We start from the raw sequence: 21,527 nt of genomic DNA, 5'->3' as shown, positions 1-21,527 counted from the left end.
TATTATATCGACTCAATTCTAAAAACCGTATTAAAAGACCCTAAAAACCCGGTTTCTCTTAGAAACCGGGTTTTTAATCCCGATTAATACCCCCAATAATTCTAGACAGCCAAATAATTACTAATATTATTGGTGTAAGTTTTTAAGACTCGACCCGTAATTTCTTGTCTCAACCAAGGCGTATTTACAGACAAAGATTTTAGGGTACTGGCTTCGACTTTCCAGGAAGTTTGAGGAGAAAATAACGTCAATTCCGCCGGTTGACCGACAGCAATTTTTGAGGGGTTTTTTCCCAAACATTTTAGCGGTTTTGTACTCAACGCTTCCCACAATTCCAACGCCGACCACTGACCGGAATTTACAAAAGTTTCCCACAATAACGGTAAAGCCAATTCTAATCCAATTGTACCCGTTGGCGCATCGGCAAAAGCAACGGTTTTTTCTTCGTAGGTGTAGGGAGTATGATCGATAGCGATCGCATCAATAACCCCAGATTTCACCCCTTGAATTAAAGCCATTTGATCTTCAAGGTTTCCCAAAGGCGGATCGAGGTGTAAATTGGGGTCGTAGGGGATAATTTGAAAGGGTAAAAGCGGATTTTTACCGCTAATGGCTTGGGTATTTAACAATAAATGCAGCCAAGTTGTACTCGCTGTAATCGGTAAATTCCTAGCTTTTGCTTGTTGAATTAATTCTACACTGCGAGCGGTCGAAACCCGCATTAAATGAACGGGAGTTTGAGTGGCAGCCACCATTTCAATTATAGCAGAAATTGCTGTTGTTTCCGCGTAAGCCGGTATTCCCGGTAAACCGCTCAAAATCGATTCATTTCCTTCTCGCATCACCCCATTACTCGCGAGTTGGCGATCGCAACCATACAACGCAACAGGCTTATTCAACGGCTTTAAATACTCTAACAACCGTCGCAATAACATTAAATCTTGAATGGGTTTACCATCGGAAAAACCGATAATTTCGGTTGCGGCTAATTCCGCCAATTGAGTCATTTGTTTTCCCGCGATCTCTTGAGTTAAAGCCCCCCAAAGATAGACTTGACAATTAGGCGTATTTTCAGCGAGACGGTGAATTAAATTAACAGTAGCGGGATTATCCACAGGCGGAATAGAATCGGGTAAAATCGCCAGTCGAGTAAATCCCCCTGCGGTGGCGGCTTCTAACAGAGAAGAAATGGTTTCTCGTTCTTCAAAACCCGGTTCACCCGTATGACTATATAAGTCTACCAAACCGGGGCCTAAAATTAACCCTGTACCGTCTTGAATTTCCACATCAGACGAAGGAGAAATATCCGGTTGAATGGCATTAATAACACCGTCTTGAATTAAAATATCTGTAACCGTATCGGCTGCGGATTCGGGGTCAATTATTCTAACATTTTTCAGCAGTTCACCGCTCATAATTTAAGGGTTAATTATCAATTTTAATGGTCAAGTTCAAGAAATAATTCAGGGCGCAAACCGCAGCGCCCCAATTTATATTTTATAACGCTCCTGCGGCGGTTTTATCCAGAATTCCCTCAAATAAATGAGTGGTAATATTAGAAGCCTCTAACACCGGATCAGCATCAATTCCATTGGGATAGTCAATCACCGTTACCGCCCCATTTCCTTGTTTAAAGTTCCAAAAATGTTGGGGAGGCAAGTTAAAGAGTTGGGCAAGAATCGCTTTATTAATGGCATCGTGAGCGACAACAATTCCGGTAACGGGCTGTTTATCGTAGGCTTTAACAATGCGTTCCCAAGCAACTTTTGCCCGCTGCCAAACATCCTGTAAATTTTCTCCTTCCGGCATTTGAACGGTTTCGGGGGCGACTTTCCACTGTTGTAAAAGTCCGGGATAAAGTTCTTCTATTTCCCGCTCAAATTTCCCTTCCCATAAACCGTGACTAATTTCCCATAAATCCTCATCCAATTGTAACTCTATTTCGGGGTGATATTGAAGAATAATTTCGGCCGTTTCTTTCGGACGAAGTAACGGACTGCTGAAGGCAAAATCGAGTTTAACATTTTTGAGAAATTCGGCAGCTTTTCGGGCTTGTTCCCGACCGTTATCGTTGAGAGGAACGTCAATTTGTCCTTGAAATTGTCCGTTGCGGTTCCATTCGGTTTCCCCATGTCTGACTAATAGAATTCTCGGCCCCAAATGTCCGGGTCGAACCGAAGGAAATTGAGTGCCAACGTGGTCGGTAAGGTTCATCGACTGAAGTTGAACCGATGCGGGTTTGGGAAGTTCTCCCGGCGGAACATCGGAAAAATTCAATACACTAATTCCACAGTTAGACTGTTGAATGGATTGATAATATTTCGGTTCTATTCCTAAAGCCGTAGCAATTAAGCAACGATTAATTCCATTATGAGCAACAATTAACACCGTTTCATCTTGATGATGGGTTAAAATTTCTCGCCAAAATTGTCGGGCTTGTTCAAATAATGCTAAAACTGGAAAATGCTTTTTTTCTCCTTCGGGTTCAGAAAGAACCATAAAAAATTCGTGAGGACGTTCCCGCCAAGCCTGATAGTCTTCGGGATATTTTTCAATCACTTCTTGACGCAATAAACCCGCCCACAACCGCAGGTCAATTTCCATCAAAAGTTCGGCCGGTTGAAGTTGCGGGGGGTTATTTAAGCGGGAAACAACAAGTTCAGCCGTTTGTTTGGCGCGTTTTAGGGGGCTACAATAAATCGCATCAAAGGTTAGGTTGGCGAGAGTCTCCCCGACTTGATAGGCTGCATTAGAGCCTTTTTCGGTTAAAACAGAATCATCGAGGCGACCTTGAATGCGGTGTTGAGCATTGTAGGTACTCTGACCATGGCGAACTAGAATTACACGGGTCGTCATTACTTTAAATGTATGGGTGTGTGATGGTTGAACAAGGAAAGCCGGTTAAAGCCAGAAGCATTTTACCGTGTTTTTGGAACCGATTCACATCCGAAGTTGAATTGAAAAACCCCGTTTCTAGAAGAAGCGAGGTTGTTTACAAGGTTTTGTCAAAATTTTAGGTTTTATTAATCATATTGGTTCATTACATCTTTGACCAACATTTCTCTGAACCAAACCTGTAAAACCGCAACCAGAGGAATGGCTAAAAGTAAGCCTAACGTTCCAAAGAAAATGGTAAAGGTGACTTGAGATAAGAGGGTAACAGCCGGAAGTAAAGAAACTTCCCGTTTCATCACTAAAGGCGTTAAAATATTGCTTTCAATCTGTTGAATGGCGATATAAAGACCAACCACAGCCAAGGCTTTCAAAGGGGAATCTAGCAGGGCGAGTAAGGCGGGCGGAATCACGCTAATGGTCGGGCCGATATTGGGAATAAAGGTTAAAAATCCGGCCAGTAACGCATTAACTAAAGCCAGTCTAACCCCTAAAATCCACAGGCCAACACCGCTAAGAATTGTAATCACGGTCATGTTAAATAAAAGACCGATTAAAGACCCGACTACGTTCTGTTCGCACTCGTTTAATATCTCGTTCACCCGAGGACGATAAAAGGCGGGAAAGATTAAAATAAAGTTGCGTCGGTAGGGGGTGGGATTACTTAGTAACATAATCGTAACCGCCATCACCAGAATAATGTTTAAGGTAATTCCTAACCCGGTGGAAAAGAAGCTAAAAACGTTATTAAATAACCCCAAACCGGTATTTGAAATTTGTTCAAACAAACTTTCTGGACTTTGTAACTCCCCGAAAAATTGATTGGGAATGAAATCTTGTAAACCCAGATACCAAGTTTTTAGCTGTTCAAACCCTACCGGCACTTGTTGAATTAATTGTTGCCATTGATCGATGACTGGCGGCACAATTATTGAGAAAAATCCCGCGATAACTAACAAAATAAAAAACACGGAAATTCCAACAGCAACGCCCCGTTTCATTCCCTGTTTTTGCAGGGTTTTAACAATTCGGTTAATTGCTGTTGCCAATACAATAGCAGCAAAGGCGAGTAATAGAACTTGTCTGATTTTCCATAAAATAATCAGGGAAATTACAAAGCAAATAATTCCCACAGTTTTCCCAAATGTCACAGTTTCACCCTTCCACGCTAAATTGTCTAATTTTGAATAAAATTTCGGGGAGTTTTCCCCCGATTATAAATTGATACTCTGGAAAGTTAAATCGATAACTCAAGTTCAACTCAACTTCAGAGGATTACACATCCTAAAGTTAATAATAAAAGGAGGAGTTAACTTCATTTAAAATCATAGTTACTCCTCCATTATTGCTATTATTCAGGATTGTTTTCACTCGCCGGATCTCCCTCGAAGGGTTGAACTCCTGTTTCTGGATATTGATCCGTATTTCCGCTAAATATTCGTTTGGCGCCCAACCAGATATATTGAAAGACTTCTTGAAATTTTCGAGTAATATTACTCATTTTTTCCTCCTGTTTTCTAGAAGCTCAACTTTGGCAGATTTTTATAGTTTTTAGGGTTTTTATCGCTGTTGCAGCTTTTTTAAACCCGGAATTAATCTACAAGTTAAGATGATTTGATTTGATGATATTGATTTATACCATTTCAGGTTTATTATATGTCTTTCTAGCTGAAAATTCATCTATCGAATGATAGACTTTACTCCACCTTTGAATAGAACTTTGAATAAAAGTCTAACTGACCCGCCCAAAATCTGGAAAATTCCGATTGCTTCTCTACGGGTTTTAATAACTCTCTGTCCGATAACTCTTTCTTGGGATAGAGGAATAATTACCCCCTATTTTTATAAACTATAGCTAGGTCAAAGCGTTAACCCTTATGAAAACGGTTTTTTTAGTAAAGTCGGTTTCTGGCTGCCATAATACCTCTATTTAGTTTTTGAAAAATTGACGCTCTGCGCGAGAGATTTCCCCCACAAACCCCAGAATGCAAACCCGATAGAAAACCGATTAAATTTATTCAACTCCGTTGGTGATTTTTATGTTATTTTCAATTTCAATATTTTCTAAAAAATCGATTTTTAGGTTATTTTATACGGGTCTTTTAGCCACCAGTTTTTCGCTATTAGTTGGGGGGTGTCAGTATCCCACTTCAACCCTAACCGATGCCGATAACGAAGCCTTAGAATCCGAAGCCGAAATCAATGAAACCGAAATGGTGGTCAGTGAAGACCCGTTTACCGATCCGGAAATTACCGAAGCCATTGAGCGAGAATTTCAAATTAGTCGGGGAATTTCACCCGGTAATATTTTAGTTGCCACCAACGAAGGAATTGTCACCATTACCGGTTCGGTCAATAATATGTTGGCAAAAGATCGGGCCGAACGCATTGCCAGCATGGTCAAAGGAGTGCGGGGGGTTGTTAACGAGATTAACGTCGAACCCATTCCCGTTAGCGATGCGGAAATTTTAGATAATATTAATAGCGCTTTAACCGAGAATCCGGTAACAGAAGTTTGGGAAATTGAACCCGCTGTTAATGATGGAATTGTTACCTTAGGCGGTCGAGTTGATTCTTGGCAAGAAAAACAATTGGCGACCCGGCTTGTGAAAGGAATTGCCGGAGTCAAACAGATTAATAATGGCATCTCAATTAACTATAAAACTCGACGACCAGCCACAGAAATAGAAGCGGATATCAAGTCTGCACTGCGATGGGATGCGCGAGTTGATAGCCGATTAATTAACGTCGAAGTCGATGGAACTCAGGCAATATTATCAGGAGTTGTCGGCAGTTCATTTGAGAAATCTTTAGCCATTACCGATGCTTATGTTATCGGTGTCATGTCCGTTGAAGCGGATAATTTAAACGTTGAACCCTGGGCCGAAGAAAATCGGTTGAGGGCGGAAATTGTCCCGGAATTACAAGATACAGAAATTCGAGATGCCGTTAAAGATGCCTTACTTTACGATCCGCGTGTTGCGGCTTATAACCTCAACGTCGCCGTCGATGAAGGGGCGGTAACGTTATCGGGTACCGTAGATAATCTTAAAGCCAAACGCGCCGCCGCCCAAGACGCCAGAAATACAACCGGGGTTTGGCGAGTGGAAACCAATATCAACGTACAACCCCAAGGCGAAATTACAGATAATCAAATTGTCAACAATGTCACCGCCCGACTGCAACGAGATCCCTATGTTAATCGCCAAGAAATTGGAGTCACGGCCGAAGAAGGGATTGTTCGCCTCAATGGTAGTGTAGACTCTTATTTTGAAAAATGGCAAGCCGGCGATGTAGCCGCTTCTGCGGGGGGTGTAACGGGGGTTATTAATGAGTTGGAGGTTGACTATAGCCTACCGGCCGATGAGACCTCTTTTTACGATTGGGACCCGATCCACGAAGATTATGACTATAATTATGACAACTCGATTTTCTCCGATCGCAGTGATGAAGCGATCGCCACAGCCATAGATGCTCAATTGTTGTGGTCTCCGTTTGTTGATGAACAGGAAGTCGAAGTTTCTGTAAAGGATGGAGTCGCCCGACTGGAGGGCAGCGTTGACAGTTGGTATGAACGCGCCCAAGCCACAGAAGAAGCCTACGAAGGCGGTGCGGTTACGGTGATTAATGATTTAGAAGTCGATCACTCATCGGGTTGATGAGGCAACAGGCAATAGGCAATAGGCAACAGGCAGAAGGAGAAAGGGGAAAGAGGCAATAGGGGAGAAACTGGTATCGGAGTGACTGGTATCGGAGTGACTGTAAAGACTGTTCCCTAATAATGCGATCGCTTTTTTTCTTCCTAAAATCGTCAATTTTCCTGAAAAAATTCCCCAAAATTTCCCCGATTTTCGATTGACAAATCCTCCGACTTGACCTATTCTAGAATAATGGAAATCTGTGCCGACCTATAACGTACTTTTTCCACCCCGCTTCACGATAATTTAGGCTTGAATTTAGGCTTTTCAAAACTTCTCAATTAATTAACTTGTAACTCTCAACCCGGCATTCAATTTTCGCCCCAAAACCATAAGTTTTTATAATCAAAATCACGAATTCGGTTTAATAAACAAAAGTTAAGCTCAAAAATCGAAATTTTTACTGAGAAAAATTTTCAAAAAGTTGACGAAAATATAGGGGTTCTGGTAGGCTATAAAAAACACCACCCAAGGGTTTACTGTGTCTACACGTCAAAATAGAAGCTAAAACCCTTATTCTTTCGTTAAAAATCAGAAGATTCTGACAAAAAAATAGCAACCCCGACGCACGAATTTTGAAAAGCCAAGCGACCGCCCAAAACAGACATCTTGACAAAACAGATAATTTATGCAGTTACTCAAGAGACAGGAGTTAGGAGTTGGGAGTTGGGAGTTGGGAGTTGGGAGTTGGGAGGTTACTGAAAACTGACAACTGAAAAAACTGTTGCCTGTTGCCTGTTCCCTCTATGCGCGGAGCGCGTAGCCTGCCGCGAAGCGGCTTACTTCGCGATCTTCCGCGACTGCTGAACCCGAAGGGTGACTGGTGACGGTAAAGACTGGTGACTGTATCTCCCCATCCCGAAATTTTTACAAACTTTCAAGTCCAACCTGATCAATCTTTGATCCAGTTATGCTAATTTATGGGGGGATCGTTTCTGGGTTGTTGCAGGTTGGCTCGGTATCCATCCGGTTTTACTCTTATCTTTGAGTAGAAAGCAATAACTAGAAACCGTCTCGCTGTTTACGTCTAATCTTTAGCATCGAATCAGTTCAATGACGAACAATAATCCCTCTTTACGGAAAATACCCGTCCACGAACCCGCTGATGTCATCCCCTCAAAGCAGCATATTTCGCTTTTAGAGTGGCTACAAGCAACGGGTCGTTTGATCCCTCGGGATACCACTCAGGAATCCAGCGAATATCTCAACGATGAAGAGGAAATCTCAGAATTGATTGTTGATGAGGGTTCCTACGATGACGATGATGATGATGATATGGATGACGATTCGCTGGAAGATTAGGCAAAAATTCCTTAAGCAATGTTGCACTTCCACAGTATTATAAGAGTGCAATCGCTCAGGCGGGTGATCAAAAACCTAACTTCCCGGTTTGTAGTTGGTGTTGAGGATTATTTTTATTTATTTCCGTGGATAGTCTATTTTCACGAATTCGATCATCAAATTTATCAGGACGCAACCTCTTTGCGTTACTGACTCTGGGATTGAGTGCTTTCGCGATCAGCCTGGATCTCAGCACGAATCGCTTTCTCAATCCCCAAGCCTCTCTGTTTTTTCCCTTGGCTGTTTGCGGGTTAATTGCTGCGGCTTTAGGGTATTGGGTGATTCCTCTACTGGTTCGGATTAAAGCCGGACAGTTTATCCGAGAAGACGGCCCGCAAGCACACCTGAAAAAAGCGGGTACTCCCACAATGGGCGGTATCTTTTTTATTCCGGTGGGTGTGGGAGTCGCTCTGATTTGGTCTGGGTTTGACCCGAATGTAATTGCTGTTTCTATTTTAACGCTCGCTTACGGATTTGTCGGTTGGTTGGATGACTGGCAAATTCTCAGACGCAAATCCAATAAAGGCATTTCTCCGAAAATGAAGTTGCTGTTGCAGGTGGGTTTTGCGATGCTATTTTGTATCGTTTTAGCAACTCGGGGGTTGGGGAGTCTGTCTCTACCGGATGCCAAAATTTCCACCGTTGCTTTACCCTTTGGTTTGGCAATACCATTAGGTTTGTTATTCTGGCCGTTAGCGGTGTTTGTTCCCGTCGCCGAAAGTAACGCCACCAACCTCACCGATGGCGTTGATGGTTTGATGGGCGGACTCGGGGCGATTACCCTCTTGGGACTGGGGGCTTATCTCGCGCCAACTTCCCCGGAATTGATGGTTTTTTGTGCTTGTCTGAGTGGGAGTTGTCTCGGATTTGTCAGCCACAACCGCAATCCGGCTAAAGTGTTTATGGGTGATACTGGTTCGCTGGCGCTTGGCGGGGCGATGGCGGCTGTTGCTTTGCTGAGTAATAGTCTGTGGATGCTTCTGATTATCAGCGGGATTTTCTTGGTTGAAACTCTCTCTGTAATCGCCCAAGTGGGTTATTATAAGGCGACTAAAGGCCCCGATGGTGTCGGTAAGCGTCTGTTTAAGATGGCACCGCTGCATCATCATCTTGAATTGTGTACTTGGTCAGAAACTCAGGTCGTCGGAACGTTTTATTTGATTAATGTGATTTTGGTGTTGGTCAGTTTGGCGATCGCTTAGAATCAAAATTTTGCCGCCCAAAGCGGTTAGAATGAACTAGGAAGCACCCATCTCACTCTAAATCCCACACTCCCGCACATGATTAATGTTTCTGTCGTCGTACCGATTTACAACGGCGAGGCAGATTTACCGGATTTAATTCAATGTCTGCGATCGCAAACTTATCCGCCCAATCAGGTAGAGTATTTATTGGTGGATAACAACAGTCGCGATCGCACTGCCGATATCTTGCAAACCCTGGCAACTGACTCCATTCGTCCGGTCTCGGAAAATCGGATTCAAAGTTCCTACGCCGCCCGCAACCAGGGGATACGCATCGCCCAAGGCGAAATTGTCGCGTTTACCGATGCCGATTGTCGTCCCGAACCCCAATGGTTAGAAGAATTAATTAAGCCTTTTGAAGATCCAAATATTGGAATTGTCGTCGGGGAAATTGTGGCTTTACCCGGTGAAACATTACTCGAAAAACACGCCGATCGCCAAGATACCCTTTCTCAAAAGCATACCATCGCTCACAACTTTTTTCCCTACGGTCAAACCGCCAATCTTGCCATTCGCCGCCAAATTTTTGAACGGGTGGGGTTATTTCGTCCCCATTTAACCACCGGCGGAGATGCGGATATTTGTTGGCGAATTCAACAGCAAACCGATTATAAACTTTATTTTGCCCAACAAGCCATTATCAAACATCGACACCGGGCAACTTGGCGACAACTACGCAGTCAGTGGCGACGTTACGGCGAGTCAAACCGCTACTTACACGAACTTTATGGCGTCGAGTTGATGCGAGATTTAACCCCACAAGATTATCTCTATCGTGTCGGACGTTGGCTGTTAAAAGAAATCCCCATTAACAGTATAAAAGCGATCGCCCAAAAAGCCGATTTAGTTGATATTTTCAATACTCCCATCGGTTTGTTTAATGCCACCGCCCGTTCGCGGGGTCAAAAACAAGCTAAACTTTCAGAAAAAGCCAAAGAAATCGAACGACTGTAAACCCATTCCTCTGATTAAGCGGGTGATGGGACTCGAACCCACGACGTTCAGCTTGGGAAGCTGACATTCTACCACTGAATTACACCCGCATCGACTTGAGATGTAAATTTTAAAAGGGTTAGGGTTTAGAAAGTCTTTGTATGGGCGATACTGGATTTGAACCAGTGGCATCCTGCTTGTAAGGCAGGCGCTCTACCACTGAGCTAATCGCCCGTTTTTTGTGTCTTTCACTATCATAGCACAAAAATGTAAAATGGGAACAATTTTATTGGCTCGAATCGGAAATTTTTTTTAGCTGTTGCCTATGCCTTCTGGCCGAACTCACGATCGCATTACCCTGTGGTGCTTACCTGCCGTCACGGGTTTAACCTACGGGCAAACTCGCAGCAGCCACCTGACCTTAATTGTGGCCGGTTGTTTTCTGTTTAGCGGCCTGATGTTTGGCCCCGACCTGGATATTCACCGCTCCTACCATTTTCAACGGTGGGGGTGGTTGCGTTGGTTGTGGCTACCCTATCAAAAGAGTGTCCGCCACCGCTCGTTTCTCTCTCACGGCCCGATCATTGGGACGGCGGTGAGAATCTTGTATCTGACGGTTTGGGCGGCAATTTTGGCGGTGCCGGTAATTTTGGTGGCACCATCGGTGTGGGAGGTTCAATGGAGTCTATCGGAAGTCGCCCGGATGATTTTGCGATCGCTGTCGTTACATTCTAAAGAATGGTTGGCGATTTTTATCGGTTTAGAATTGGGTGCGATGGGTCATTATCTCAGCGACTGGACGGGATCGGCTTACAAACGCATTCAAACTCAAGGCTTAAGGAAACTCTTATCAAACTCGGTAAATAAACGCCCAAAAACCGCCAAAATCTTCGGATTCTTTTCCTCAAAATCTCCCCCAAAAAGGCGCAGACCTTCGTCAACCCGTCGCCCAACTTCGGCTACAAATTCCAAACGAAACACCGCCAAAAAAACGAAAGGGAAATAAGTTTAGCTTTGACGTTTGCGTTCCTGCAATCTTAACAAAATCCCGTGATGAACCGCTTCAGTAATCGGATAAAAATAGGTTAAAATCATCCCACAAATTAACACAATCGCCGGAATGGGAGCGATCGCGAACCGAATCGCAAAAATAGCAGAATCCGGCTGTTGGGGGAGAGGTTGTCCGGGAATTCTTTCGAGAAATCCGGCAATTTCCAAAGCTTGTCCGACCAGGAACAAACCCACAGCCAATCCCAACTTTTGTAAAAAGACCATAAAAGAATAAAAAATCCCTTCCCGCCGTTTTCCGGTATTCAATTCATCGAGATCGACGACATCGGGAATCATAGACCAGGGAACCAGATAAGCCGTAGACACTCCAAAACCCGCAATCACCGCCAAAATATACATAAAAACCACCTGACCGGGTTGCAGAAACCACAGCCCAATTTGAGCAATTAACCACAAACTCACCCCCATAAAATAAACCACTTTTTTTCCATATTTTTTACTCACATAACTCCAAACAAACAACATAATAATTGCCGTCCCTTGCACCGCAATGGCAGCCAAATAAAAATCAATTGTAGATAGCTGCATCCGATTTTGGACAAAATAGGGAAGAATCGCCGCAGTCAGTTGAACGCCCAACCAAGAACACAAATAAATCCCGGTAACATATAAAAACGGACGGTTTTTAAAGACTATTTTAAGCTGTTCAATAAAAGAAATATCCGGGGAAGAATCGGCCGCCGAGTCTTCGGGAGATTCAGAATTTCGAGGTTGGAGAATGCGATTGCGAGTTCCCAAAACACACCAAAAAATCGGCAAAACCGAAATCAGCGCACAAATCAAACCCAAAACCAGATATTGAGTTTGCAGATTGTCGGGAAATATCGAAGCAATCACCAGGGCTAAAATCAAAGAAAAAATACTGCCCCCGATAGAAAAAGCAAAGCGAAAACTATTTAAACTGGTGCGTTCGTGATAGTCCGAAGTCAGTTCAGGAGTGAGGGCCGCATAGGGCAAATTAACAGTGGTATAACTGAGATTAAAAACAACAGAAATAATCACGTAGTACCAAAATAAAACCCAAATATTGGTACTGGGAACAATCCACTGTAAAAAGAAGAAAATCCCAAAGGGAATCGCCCCAAAAACCATCCAAGGATAACGCCGCCCCCAAGGGTGAACCGTGCGATCGCTGAGTACCCCAATAATCGGATCGTTAATTGCATCGGAAATTTTGCCGATCATGTAAACACTTCCGGCGAGTCCAGCCGGTAAACCCGCGACATTCGTTAAGAAAATTAATAAGACAAACGCCAGAAGATTGGCCGTAATTGCCGTACCCAGATCGCCGGCACCGTAGGCGAGTTTGGTTGAAAAACTGAGTTTTTCAGCAGTGGGTAATGGAGTAGGAGAAGAGGAGGGGGACTCGTGAGTCATGTAATTGTTCCAAAAAATAATCGTTCTATTGAAATTCCAACAGAGTTGAAAGAGTTTGAGGGGTTCTCAACCGAATCTCTAGGGGGATTGTATCAATAAATAAACGCGATATCCTAGAACTATAACTCAATTCACTCCAATATCGGTCAGGAGTAATTTAATTATGGCTTCTCTGGGCAGTCGTTTTAATCAATTTATAGGCAAAACTCGCTTTGTGGTTTCTCGGGTGTTGCTTCATTTGGGAGGAACCGAGGTTTCTCCTTTACTCGGTATTCTCAACAAAGTTGCTCGCGACGCGGTTGAAGCCGAAGGGGATCTCGAAGTGTTGGGGGAGGGTTTGGTGGAAATTTGTCAAAACCTCCTGCAATACGATATCTATTGGCAATCAGCCAGCAATGAAGGTGATGTTCTCTGGGATGAAGGAGAAGCAGCAGATTATGTTGATGAACTGTTCACCGACTCGGCGCAGCGCTATCTTTCCCAACCTTTAGAAGATTTAGCCGATACCGCCGATGTGCCGTTATCGTTAAGCCCGACGGCTAATTTAGTGGTAATGATTACAATCGCCTGTGAAGGGGAAGTTCCGGATCTCGAAACCGATTTGGCGAGTATGGAGGCGATGCACGAAGGCTTAAAAGCGATCATCAACCTCCATTATCAAAACCGTCTGCGGGCGATTCAAATTCACTACTCTCCGGCTCGTTTTGGCGATGAACTCACCGACGATCAACTGTTGCAGAACTTCCCGGAATTGATTCCACTTTAAAATTAAGATCGGCAAACTGTAAACCTGTTTTCATTCTTTCCATCTTCAGAAAATCCAAATTTGATTTATGTTGCGTAAATTTATCATTGTTTTAATGTCGTTGTCGTTGTGTTGGACAACTCTCGCCTGCGGTTCGTCGAACACAACCTCATCTAATAACCGTCCCACCCAAACCGTTAGCCAAAATCGAACCCAAACCAACCAAGGGGAATATCCCGTACAACAGGCACAATATAACGATGCTAACGGCGAATATAGTTTAATGTTACTCAATACGCCGCCCGGAACCCCACCGGTTTATCGGACAACGAACCTACAAATGGCGCGTTTGACCGACGAACAAATTCAAGCCGGAAAAGGGACTTACGCTCAAATCCAAGGCGATCAAGCGACACTATATCTGACGGAAGACTTTAAGATCGAGTACGTTCACAACGTTACCGAAACCCGCACCGATCCCGCGACCGGTCAACAGCAAGTTGTGGTTGTCCGTCAACAGTCCAGTTTTTGGCAACCTTTTGCGGGCGCTTTTGTCGGAAGTGCGATCGCCAATACTTTGTTTGCGCCCCGCTATTACGTTCCGCCCGTTTATCAACCCGGTAGCAGTTTAGTCGGTTATGGCGGTTATGGTAACACCTACGATAGCGCCGTTCAAGATTACCGTTCTCGTTATAATTCGCCCCCTCCTGCGGTGAGAAACCGCCAAGTGTTGCGAACCACCGGAAATATTGCTTCGCCTTCCTACAACCGTAGCACGCCTTCTCCGTCGAGAAATACCAACCGTTCGACCGGATCGGGAACGGCGTCAACCCCGTCAACCCCGTCAACCCCATCTACAACCCGGTCAACTTCTAGAGATGCGAGTCGTTCGACGGGATCGGGTGTGGGTTCGAGCAACTTACAGCGTTCCAACTCAACCAGGCGTTCCACCCCGACCCCACAACGAACCCCCAGTTTTGGAAGTAGCGGTTCCCGGAATCGATCGTCGGGGGGAGCGAGACGACGCCGTTAAGTTGTCAGGAGATTTTGACTTCATTTTGACTTCATTGAGAGAGGGTAGAAGGTATTTTCACTTAATCAATCCTCTCTCACCTTTTATAACTGGTGAAGTGGTCGGGGGGTGAGAGCAATCACGTCTCGACCGAGAGCAGATTTTTTGACAGGGATCACAGCTAAATTTTCAGAGTCGAAATATAATAAGATAAACCCGTAACACCGGAAAAATCTTGACCCCGAATTCATCACTTCCAGATGTTCAATCTGAGCAGAAGTTTTTTAACCGGGGAATGCTTGAAAACCTCGAAACCTAAAAGAATTAAATTCAGTTCAGACTATGTTTAATTCAACTGCTATTCTAATAGATGCTTTTGTAGAACGGCTTCAAGCAGGCTACCGTCGCACCTATGGCGGTTATAAACCGGACTACCCGGAAATTATTGCTTGGGTCGGAACAATGGCACTAGAAAATATTGCCAACTGCGACGCCCTTTATCACAATGTCGAACATACGATGTTAGTGACATTAGTCGGACAGGAAATCATGCGGGGTAAACACATTCGCGAAGGGGGTGTGACTCCTGAGGACTGGCTCCACTTCATTATTTCCTTACTGTGCCACGATATCGGTTATGTTAAAGGCGTCTGCCGTTACGATCAAGAAGCCAGCGGCCATTATGCGACCGGTATTGGCGATGGGGTGGTGACTATCCCCGTCGGTGCCACCTCCGCCAGTTTAACTCCCTATCATGTAGACCGAGGAAAATTGGTAATTAATGAACGATTTGGCGGACATTATTTAATTGACTCCGAACAAGTTAAACGTAATATTGAACTCACCCGTTTTCCGGTTCCTGCTGATGAAACTTATCAAGATCGAAATAATTATTCCGGTTTGGCAAGAGCAGCAGATTTAATCGGTCAACTCAGCGATCCCCGCTATTTAAAGAAAATTAGCGCCTTGTTCTACGAGTTTGAAGAAGTGGGAACTAATAAACTTCTCGGTTACAAAACTCCCGGTGATTTACGCAAAAATTACGCTAAATTTTACTGGAACGGAGTCTTTCCTTATATCCCGGCGGCGTTAAAATATTTGGGACTGACTCAAGAAGGAAAACAAGTTATTGCTAACCTGTATGCGAATGTTTTCCAAGTTGAAAATGAGTCTCGAATTATTGAAGAAGTCAATAACATTAGTTCGGGGATAGACTCGAATGGTGGTGGAGATGGGAACGGAGAAGTTAAAGAACTGCTCAAATTTAGCGAATTGACCGAACTCAATTTATAATGTTTAACGGGAGTTTGAACAAAAAATCCTGTGACACAACCAACACCAGAGATTCAACAGCGCGTTCAACAGCTTAGGCAACAGGTACAGCAAGCCAGTTATGCCTATTATGTTCTCGATGCACCGATTATGGAAGATACTGTCTACGATCGCCTGTATCGAGAACTGCAACAATTAGAAACCGACTACCCTCAACTCATTACTCCCGACAGTCCGACGCAGCGAGTGGGCGAAAAACCCGCAACCCAATTTACATCCGTTCGACACAATATCCCCCTTTACAGTTTAGAAAACGCCTTTAATACCGAAGAACTCAAAGCTTGGGACGGGCGTTGGAAAAAAGTTTTAAAAGCCGAAGAAAAAGAGATCAATTCAACAGAACCCCTCTATGTTTGCGAACTGAAAATAGATGGTTCCGCCCTGGCTTTAACCTACGAAAACGGAATTTTGGTTCGAGGTGCAACTCGCGGAGATGGCGTTACCGGCGAAGAAATCACCCAAAACGTTAAAACCATTCGTTCGATCCCGCTAAAATTAAACATAGAAAATCCTCCCTCTGTTGTAGAAGTTCGAGGCGAAGCTTTTTTATCTCTAAATATTTTTGATAAAATCAACCAAGAACGCCAACAAAAAGGCGAATCTTTATTTGCCAACCCCCGCAACGCCGCAGCCGGAACTTTAAGACAATTAGACTCCCGCATTGTGCAATCACGCCAGTTAGATTTTTTCGCCTATACTTTGCATTTACCCGGCGAAGAAACCGAACTCAAAACCCAATGGGATTGTTTAGAATTCCTGCAAGAAATGGGGTTTAAAGTTAATCCAAACCGTTTAGAATGTACCTCGTTAACCGAAGTTCAAAACTATTTTGAATCTTGGGATAGCCGACGCAAAAATTTACCCTACATGACCGATGGCGTAGTTGTGAAAATTAACCCTTTACAACTGCAAAACCAACTCGGTTTTACTCAAAAATTCCCCCGTTGGGCGATCGCCTTAAAATATCCCGCAGAAGAAGCCCCCACAACCGTTAAAGCCGTTACCGTCCAAGTCGGACGCACGGGCGCCCTCACCCCCGTCGCCGAGTTAGAACCCCTACAACTGGCGGGAACAACCGTCCAACGGGCGAGTCTACACAATAGCGATCGCGTGGCAGAATTAGATCTGCATATTGGCGACACCGTTATTGTTAGAAAAGCCGGAGAAATTATCCCGGAAGTGGTGCGTAACCTCCCCGAATTGCGCCCTAAAACCGCCCAACCCTTCAAAATGCCGAACCACTGCCCCGAGTGCGGTCAACCCGTCTTCAGGCCCCTTAACGAGGCGGTAACACGGTGTATTAATACCTCCTGTCCGGCGATTTTGCGGGGGTCTTTAATTCATTGGTGTAGTCGAGATGCGTTGGATATTAACGGAGTTGGGGAAAAGTTAGTTTACCAATTTGTTGAACGGGAATTGGTGCATTCTGTGGCAGATTTGTATGAATTAACCGTTGAAAAACTTACTCAACTTGAACGCATGGGCGAGAAGTCGGCGACAAAAATTGTCAATGCAATTAACGAGTCAAAAACTCAACCTTGGGCGAGGGTTTTGTACGGGTTGGGTATTCGTCATGTGGGAAGTGTGAATGCAGAATTGTTGACGCAAAAATTCCCCACCGTTGAACAGTTAATGAGTGCAACACCGGCTGAAATTGAGGGGGTTTATGGAATTGGATCGGAAATTGCTTTCTCTGTTGAAGAATGGTTTAAAGTTCCGGCGAATCGAACTTTAATTGAACGGTTAAAACAGCAGGGATTAAATTTGGAGTCTCAACCGTCTAAACCCGAAAGTTCATCGGATAAACAAGAGTTAACGTTATCGGGGAAAACCTTTGTGATTACGGGAACTTTACCGAGTTTAAAACGAGATGAAGCGAAAAAATTAATTCAAAATGCCGGCGGGAAAGTAACGGGTTCGGTCAGTAAAAAAACCGATTATTTAGTTGTTGGAGAGGATGCCGGTTCTAAACTCACCAAAGCCGAAGAATTGGGGATTAAACAGTTATCAGAAGCGGAATTATTACAACTCTTAAATCCCTCGTAGGGGTGTATGGCATACGCCCTTCAAAAACATACGCCCTTCAACAAACAAATTATATAATGTCCGGTTGATTAATTTTATGATGGGGGTGGGGGCGGGTTGATCTCAATGTCGGAGTGGTCGTCAAAATCAATGCAGAACCCGCCCCTACGAAGCGGATTATTGATTAGTCGCATCTTATATAAATCCCACGTAGGGGCCTATGGCATACGCCCTTCAACAAACAAATTATATAATGTCCGGTTGATTAATTTTATGATGGGGGTGGGGCGGGTTTATCTTAATGTCGGAGTGGTCGTCAAAATCAATGCAGAACCCGCCCCTACGAAGCGGATGATTGATTAGTCGCATCTTATATAAATCCCACGTAGGGGCGTATGGCATACGCCCTTCAAACATACGCCCTTCAACGTTTTGAGGGTTAAACCAACAGCATCCCGACAAATTTAACCCACTGCAAATTTAACCCACTGCAAATTCTGTATATTGTCGCACGTGAGGCGCATGGTAAGCCAGTACAATATCCGATTTAGGTACACCCCGTTCAACCAACTGATCGGCGATCGCATTTTCGGTACCATCATACTGTATCCATATTTTACCGTCTTTGATGTCTACGTGCAACACACAGCCATAAATTCGGGTACTGCTATCTCTCCACCCGACTTTTACAAGCTGATAATGGTCGTTTTCTGTATCAAAAACCGTTTGACTTTCTATCGGACTATTGGGAGAACGTAATTTGGATCTTTCTATCAATAATTCTCGAATCAGTTGGCGGTAATGATCTATTTTATCCATTGAACTATCTCCGGTTTATGGGTATCGTAGACTAACAACGGAATTTGGTTGCGGCGAATCACAGTTTGAATAAATAGATTGCAGTTAATATCAGTGCAAGCGTCTCGCTTGCTAGAGTAGAATTTTAACTCGAAAAAACCCGCTCTAAAAACGCCGTAATTTCCGACCAAGCCGCAGTTGTCACCACCGGATCGTAACGATAACCATCATCCCGCATAAACGTATGTTCGGCTTCGTAGGTAACAATTTTGTGGGGAATATTTGCAGTTTCCAAGGCATTTTTAACGGTTTCGCGGTCATTTTCTGGGGTGTGGCGATCGAGAGAACCAAACACAATTAACATCTCGCCTTTTATCTCTGAAACTCGTTGAATAGTATCGGCTACCCCCTGACCGAGTTTACCGCTAGGAACGCCCGTCGGATAACAACAAACCGAAGCTTTTATTTCACGTTCAAAGGCAGTTCTAAACGCCAAATGTCCGCCAATACAAAACCCTAACGTTCCAATTTTATCGCGCTCAACCGCACTTTCTGACTGCAACAATTCTATCACCGCCCGAGCATCATGATCATAACTTTCTACAGCAGTTCGACGGGCGTTGTCATTCCCCCGCATTCGTCCGAGATCATCGGGTTCGATCACTTCGCCGATGGGTTCGGTGCGATGAAAAATTTCCGGCGCCGCGACTACATAACCGTATCCCGCCAAATAGTTAGCCAAACGAATAATAGGCCCGCCCAACTGATAAATATCGCTATAAAAAACAATACCCGGATAAACGCCCGACGGTTTGGGTTCGGCAATATAAACCCGCATCAAACTGTCATCTACTCTTAAGTCTATATTACGGCTTGTAATTTGCACTTAAAGATTCCCCCAATTTAAGTTGTTAACTCGAGCGGTAAATGTTATCATAAAATTTCTATTAGTTTATCATCAATTTTCTAAATTATCCTATATTTTTGAGATTTTCTTTAGAATTTAAACGTTATTAATCAACCGAACATTATATAATTCGGTTGGGGCGGGTTTTTACAGGTAATTTCTGGGAAGATCAGTAATGGGTTGGGGGCGGGTTTTTACAGGTGATTTCTGGGAAGTCTAGATTTATTCGGAACCCGCCCCTACAGATTTTTGTATTGTTGTTTTTTTATTGCTGTAAGATTATTATCTAATTATGGAACTAGCGCCCTGGAGAGAACCTTTAGCCCGTGCTTTGCATCGAAATCGGAGTTTAAAATATCACCGCTATTTTCAACTGGCGACGGTTCGCAACGATGGGCGACCCGCCAACCGAACCGTTGTTTTTCGGGGCTTTGTTAATCAGACAAATCAATTAAAAATTATCACCGATTGCCGCAGTCAAAAAGTCGAACAAATTACCAAAAATCCCTCGGGGGAAGCTTGTTGGTATTTTCCCAAAACTCGGGAACAATTTCGTTTTTTAGGCGAACTAACCTTAATTACCGCCACATCTGACGATCGCATTTTATCATCAGAACGTCAACAAGTTTGGCAAGATATTTCTGAGAATGCGCGATCGCAATTTTTTTGGCCGTCACCGGGAGAATCTCGGAGGGATGCGTCTGAGTTTACCCCGCCAGAAGTGTTTCCGGAAGAACCCCCTGCTGAATTTTGTCTGTTGTTGCTCGAACCCGAACACGTCGATCATTTAGAATTGCGGGGGGAACCCCAAAACCGTTATCTGTACTGGCGAAAAGAAAATCACTGGTTAACTCAAGCGGTCAATCCTTAGAACATCGAGAACATTCATCCAGATGCCAAATTCCCGAACCATCGAGAAACTCTAAAATTTCCTTATCTTTGAGACTGCAACAGGTTGTCTGGCCACTGCAATCAACCTCTGACTCTTGGGAGTCGTTAACAAGATGGTTTTCGGAGGTAAAAGATAAACCAGATTCACTCAAAACAACCGTCGGAACTCCCGAAAGCTTATCTTTGAGGGTGTGAATCTCATTTTCGAGGGTTTCAATGCGATCCATCAAAGTGCGAATTACAACGGCTTCGGAGTCGGGTAGGCTACCGTGTTCGAGGGGGTTAACCCGCACGCCCGAACGATAAATCACGCGCCCCGGAATTCCGACAACGGTACAATCGGAAGGAACTTCCCGCAGGACAACCGAACCCGCACCGATGCGGACGTTATTGCCAATTTGGATATTTCCCAGAACTTTCGCGCCGGCACCGACAACGACGTTTTCCCCCAAAGTGGGATGTCGTTTGCCACTTTCTTTACCGGTTCCCCCGAGAGTCACACCCTGATAGATCAGACAATAGTCTCCCACAATTGCGGTTTCGCCGACAACTACACCCATCCCGTGATCGATGAATACCCCCGTGCCAATGGTGGCGCCGGGATGAATTTCTATTCCGGTGAGAAAGCGAGCCACATGGGAGATCAGACGGGGGATAAAAGGCATTCCCAGAATATATAGCCAATGGGCGAGACGATGAAACAATAGCGCTTGAAGACCAGGGTAGCAAAATAGAACTTCAAGCCAGTTGCGAGCCGCAGGATCTCGCTCGAATATTATGCGGAAGTCTGCTCGAAGGCTTTTGAACACGATTCTAATTTCTTGTCTAACAGATCACGTTTCTATAGTAATCGATATTGGTCTGGGAATCGTTCCTCAAAAAGGGAGAAAATCCGAATTTTTTAGACCGGGTTTCCATCGGACGTCGGTCTTGACAGGTCAAATCAAGCTCAACTGCTACAATGGCCTTTAATCTTCTAAAGGTTTGATCGGTTGTATGAGTTGAGCTAATGGAATTGAAAAGTTTTAGAAACTTTTATAGGTGTCTTAAGAATACAAAAAAAAATTGATTTATTTTAGACTGATTATTTGATCAATGATCAATCTGAATAGAATCGCCGTTAATCAATTACTTTACAAACTTTTATGACCCCAGATTATACCTTGAAATAATCAAGTAAAACGTAGTACAATAACTCGGGGGCTGAAAGATTTTATACGCTTCTCAAAAATCAAACTATCTCAGTCTATTTTATGCCGAC

18 protein-coding genes and 2 tRNA genes are annotated in these 21,527 nt (G+C 44.0%); 10 read left to right on the top strand and 10 right to left on the bottom strand.

Translation table 11 applies throughout. The features are described from left to right. Positions 1-101: 101 nt before the first annotated feature. The 4 genes from ACL6C3_RS01750 to ACL6C3_RS01735 all read right to left on the bottom strand — a co-directional run bounded on the left by ACL6C3_RS01750 (position 102) and on the right by ACL6C3_RS01735 (position 4,393). Positions 102-1,415, bottom strand: a complete 1,314-nt coding sequence (locus tag ACL6C3_RS01750; RefSeq protein WP_413164751.1) for a dihydroorotase — start codon at positions 1,413-1,415, stop codon at positions 102-104. An 82-nt stretch (positions 1,416-1,497) separates the two neighbouring features. Continuing rightward, positions 1,498-2,856: a histidine phosphatase family protein gene (locus tag ACL6C3_RS01745; RefSeq protein ID WP_413164748.1), complete on the bottom strand. Its 1,359-nt coding sequence runs from the start codon at positions 2,854-2,856 to the stop codon at positions 1,498-1,500. Positions 2,857-3,023: 167 nt separating this feature from the next. Beyond that, complete coding sequence (locus ACL6C3_RS01740; protein ID WP_413164745.1) at positions 3,024-4,043, bottom strand: AI-2E family transporter; 1,020 nt, start codon at positions 4,041-4,043, stop codon at positions 3,024-3,026. 200 nt (positions 4,044-4,243) lie between these two features. Beyond that, positions 4,244-4,393: a hypothetical protein gene (locus ACL6C3_RS01735; protein ID WP_413164742.1), complete on the bottom strand. Its 150-nt coding sequence runs from the start codon at positions 4,391-4,393 to the stop codon at positions 4,244-4,246. A gap of 538 nt (positions 4,394-4,931) precedes the next feature. On the opposite strand from ACL6C3_RS01735, the gene ACL6C3_RS01730 reads away from it, so the two are divergent. The 4 genes from ACL6C3_RS01730 (at position 4,932) to ACL6C3_RS01715 (ending at position 10,129) form a co-directional block, all read left to right on the top strand. Continuing rightward, positions 4,932-6,551, top strand: a complete 1,620-nt coding sequence (locus tag ACL6C3_RS01730) for a BON domain-containing protein (protein WP_413164739.1) — start codon at positions 4,932-4,934, stop codon at positions 6,549-6,551. Between the two features lie 1,092 nt (positions 6,552-7,643). Next, complete coding sequence (locus tag ACL6C3_RS01725) at positions 7,644-7,892, top strand: DUF3134 domain-containing protein (RefSeq protein ID WP_413164736.1); 249 nt, start codon at positions 7,644-7,646, stop codon at positions 7,890-7,892. Positions 7,893-8,017: 125 nt separating this feature from the next. After that, positions 8,018-9,133: a phospho-N-acetylmuramoyl-pentapeptide-transferase gene (mraY, locus tag ACL6C3_RS01720; RefSeq protein ID WP_413164733.1), complete on the top strand. Its 1,116-nt coding sequence runs from the start codon at positions 8,018-8,020 to the stop codon at positions 9,131-9,133. Between the two features lie 78 nt (positions 9,134-9,211). Continuing rightward, positions 9,212-10,129 (top strand): glycosyltransferase, encoded by a 918-nt coding sequence (locus ACL6C3_RS01715; protein WP_413164730.1) that lies wholly within the window; start codon positions 9,212-9,214, stop codon positions 10,127-10,129. 17 nt (positions 10,130-10,146) lie between these two features. On the opposite strand, the gene ACL6C3_RS01710 is transcribed toward ACL6C3_RS01715, so the two are convergent. Together ACL6C3_RS01710 and ACL6C3_RS01705 are read right to left on the bottom strand one after the other, a co-directional pair. Beyond that, positions 10,147-10,218, bottom strand: a tRNA-Gly gene (locus tag ACL6C3_RS01710). A gap of 52 nt (positions 10,219-10,270) precedes the next feature. After that, positions 10,271-10,342, bottom strand: a tRNA-Val gene (locus ACL6C3_RS01705). 91 nt (positions 10,343-10,433) lie between these two features. Here ACL6C3_RS01705 and ACL6C3_RS01700 point away from each other — a divergent pair. Next, positions 10,434-11,114 carry a metal-binding protein gene (locus tag ACL6C3_RS01700; RefSeq protein WP_413164728.1) on the top strand — a complete coding sequence of 227 codons (681 nt, stop codon included), beginning with the start codon at positions 10,434-10,436 and terminating at the stop codon, positions 11,112-11,114. Positions 11,115-11,116: 2 nt separating this feature from the next. On the opposite strand, the gene ACL6C3_RS01695 is transcribed toward ACL6C3_RS01700, so the two are convergent. Next, positions 11,117-12,556 (bottom strand): MFS transporter, encoded by a 1,440-nt coding sequence (locus tag ACL6C3_RS01695; RefSeq protein ID WP_413164726.1) that lies wholly within the window; start codon positions 12,554-12,556, stop codon positions 11,117-11,119. A 163-nt stretch (positions 12,557-12,719) separates the two neighbouring features. On the opposite strand from ACL6C3_RS01695, the gene ACL6C3_RS01690 reads away from it, so the two are divergent. The 4 genes from ACL6C3_RS01690 to ligA all read left to right on the top strand — a co-directional run bounded on the left by ACL6C3_RS01690 (position 12,720) and on the right by ligA (position 17,691). Further along, on the top strand, positions 12,720-13,322 hold the full coding sequence (locus tag ACL6C3_RS01690; protein WP_413164723.1) for a DUF1517 domain-containing protein: 603 nt from the start codon (positions 12,720-12,722) through the stop codon (positions 13,320-13,322). A gap of 67 nt (positions 13,323-13,389) precedes the next feature. Then, the gene (locus ACL6C3_RS01685) at positions 13,390-14,334 is read left to right on the top strand and encodes a hypothetical protein (protein ID WP_413164720.1); all 945 of its coding nucleotides are present in this window, start codon (positions 13,390-13,392) and stop codon (positions 14,332-14,334) included. Positions 14,335-14,655: 321 nt separating this feature from the next. Further along, complete coding sequence (locus ACL6C3_RS01680) at positions 14,656-15,606, top strand: Npun_R2479 family HD domain-containing metalloprotein (protein ID WP_413164717.1); 951 nt, start codon at positions 14,656-14,658, stop codon at positions 15,604-15,606. A 30-nt stretch (positions 15,607-15,636) separates the two neighbouring features. Beyond that, the gene (gene ligA, locus ACL6C3_RS01675; RefSeq protein WP_413164715.1) at positions 15,637-17,691 is read left to right on the top strand and encodes an NAD-dependent DNA ligase LigA; all 2,055 of its coding nucleotides are present in this window, start codon (positions 15,637-15,639) and stop codon (positions 17,689-17,691) included. A 459-nt stretch (positions 17,692-18,150) separates the two neighbouring features. Here ligA and ACL6C3_RS01670 read toward each other — a convergent pair whose 3' ends face one another. Both ACL6C3_RS01670 and ACL6C3_RS01665 read right to left on the bottom strand, forming a co-directional pair. After that, positions 18,151-18,489, bottom strand: a complete 339-nt coding sequence (locus tag ACL6C3_RS01670) for a XisI protein (protein WP_413164712.1) — start codon at positions 18,487-18,489, stop codon at positions 18,151-18,153. 124 nt (positions 18,490-18,613) lie between these two features. Continuing rightward, the gene (locus tag ACL6C3_RS01665) at positions 18,614-19,354 is read right to left on the bottom strand and encodes a dienelactone hydrolase family protein (RefSeq protein ID WP_413164709.1); all 741 of its coding nucleotides are present in this window, start codon (positions 19,352-19,354) and stop codon (positions 18,614-18,616) included. A 313-nt stretch (positions 19,355-19,667) separates the two neighbouring features. Here ACL6C3_RS01665 and ACL6C3_RS01660 point away from each other — a divergent pair, with 313 nt between their 5' ends. Further along, positions 19,668-20,246, top strand: a complete 579-nt coding sequence (locus ACL6C3_RS01660; RefSeq protein WP_413164706.1) for an Npun_F5749 family FMN-dependent PPOX-type flavoprotein — start codon at positions 19,668-19,670, stop codon at positions 20,244-20,246. Here the strand turns inward: ACL6C3_RS01660 and cysE are convergent. Continuing rightward, positions 20,236-21,075, bottom strand: coding sequence for a serine O-acetyltransferase (gene cysE / locus ACL6C3_RS01655; RefSeq protein WP_413164704.1), 840 nt, complete (start codon positions 21,073-21,075; stop codon positions 20,236-20,238). The genes ACL6C3_RS01660 and cysE overlap by 11 nt on opposite strands. Between the last annotated feature and the right edge of the window lie 452 nt (positions 21,076-21,527).

It is taken from the genome of Capilliphycus salinus ALCB114379 (assembly GCF_047276495.1).
In the GTDB taxonomy this organism is placed as follows: domain Bacteria; phylum Cyanobacteriota; class Cyanobacteriia; order Cyanobacteriales; family Microcoleaceae; genus Capilliphycus; species Capilliphycus salinus.
This window is presented reverse-complemented; position numbering and strand designations above follow the sequence as displayed.

Coding starts and splice junctions, on each gene's coding strand:
- ACL6C3_RS01750 (WP_413164751.1), bottom strand. CDS start 1,415: ATGAGCGGTGAACTGCTGAAAAATGTTAGAATAATTGACCCCGAATCC.
- ACL6C3_RS01745 (WP_413164748.1), bottom strand. CDS start 2,856: ATGACGACCCGTGTAATTCTAGTTCGCCATGGTCAGAGTACCTACAAT.
- ACL6C3_RS01735 (WP_413164742.1), bottom strand. CDS start 4,393: ATGAGTAATATTACTCGAAAATTTCAAGAAGTCTTTCAATATATCTGG.
- ACL6C3_RS01730 (WP_413164739.1), top strand. CDS start 4,932: ATGTTATTTTCAATTTCAATATTTTCTAAAAAATCGATTTTTAGGTTA.
- ACL6C3_RS01725 (WP_413164736.1), top strand. CDS start 7,644: ATGACGAACAATAATCCCTCTTTACGGAAAATACCCGTCCACGAACCC.
- ACL6C3_RS01715 (WP_413164730.1), top strand. CDS start 9,212: ATGATTAATGTTTCTGTCGTCGTACCGATTTACAACGGCGAGGCAGAT.
- ACL6C3_RS01700 (WP_413164728.1), top strand. CDS start 10,434: ATGCCTTCTGGCCGAACTCACGATCGCATTACCCTGTGGTGCTTACCT.
- ACL6C3_RS01695 (WP_413164726.1), bottom strand. CDS start 12,556: ATGACTCACGAGTCCCCCTCCTCTTCTCCTACTCCATTACCCACTGCT.
- ACL6C3_RS01690 (WP_413164723.1), top strand. CDS start 12,720: ATGGCTTCTCTGGGCAGTCGTTTTAATCAATTTATAGGCAAAACTCGC.
- ACL6C3_RS01685 (WP_413164720.1), top strand. CDS start 13,390: ATGTTGCGTAAATTTATCATTGTTTTAATGTCGTTGTCGTTGTGTTGG.
- ACL6C3_RS01680 (WP_413164717.1), top strand. CDS start 14,656: ATGTTTAATTCAACTGCTATTCTAATAGATGCTTTTGTAGAACGGCTT.
- ACL6C3_RS01670 (WP_413164712.1), bottom strand. CDS start 18,489: ATGGATAAAATAGATCATTACCGCCAACTGATTCGAGAATTATTGATA.
- ACL6C3_RS01660 (WP_413164706.1), top strand. CDS start 19,668: ATGGAACTAGCGCCCTGGAGAGAACCTTTAGCCCGTGCTTTGCATCGA.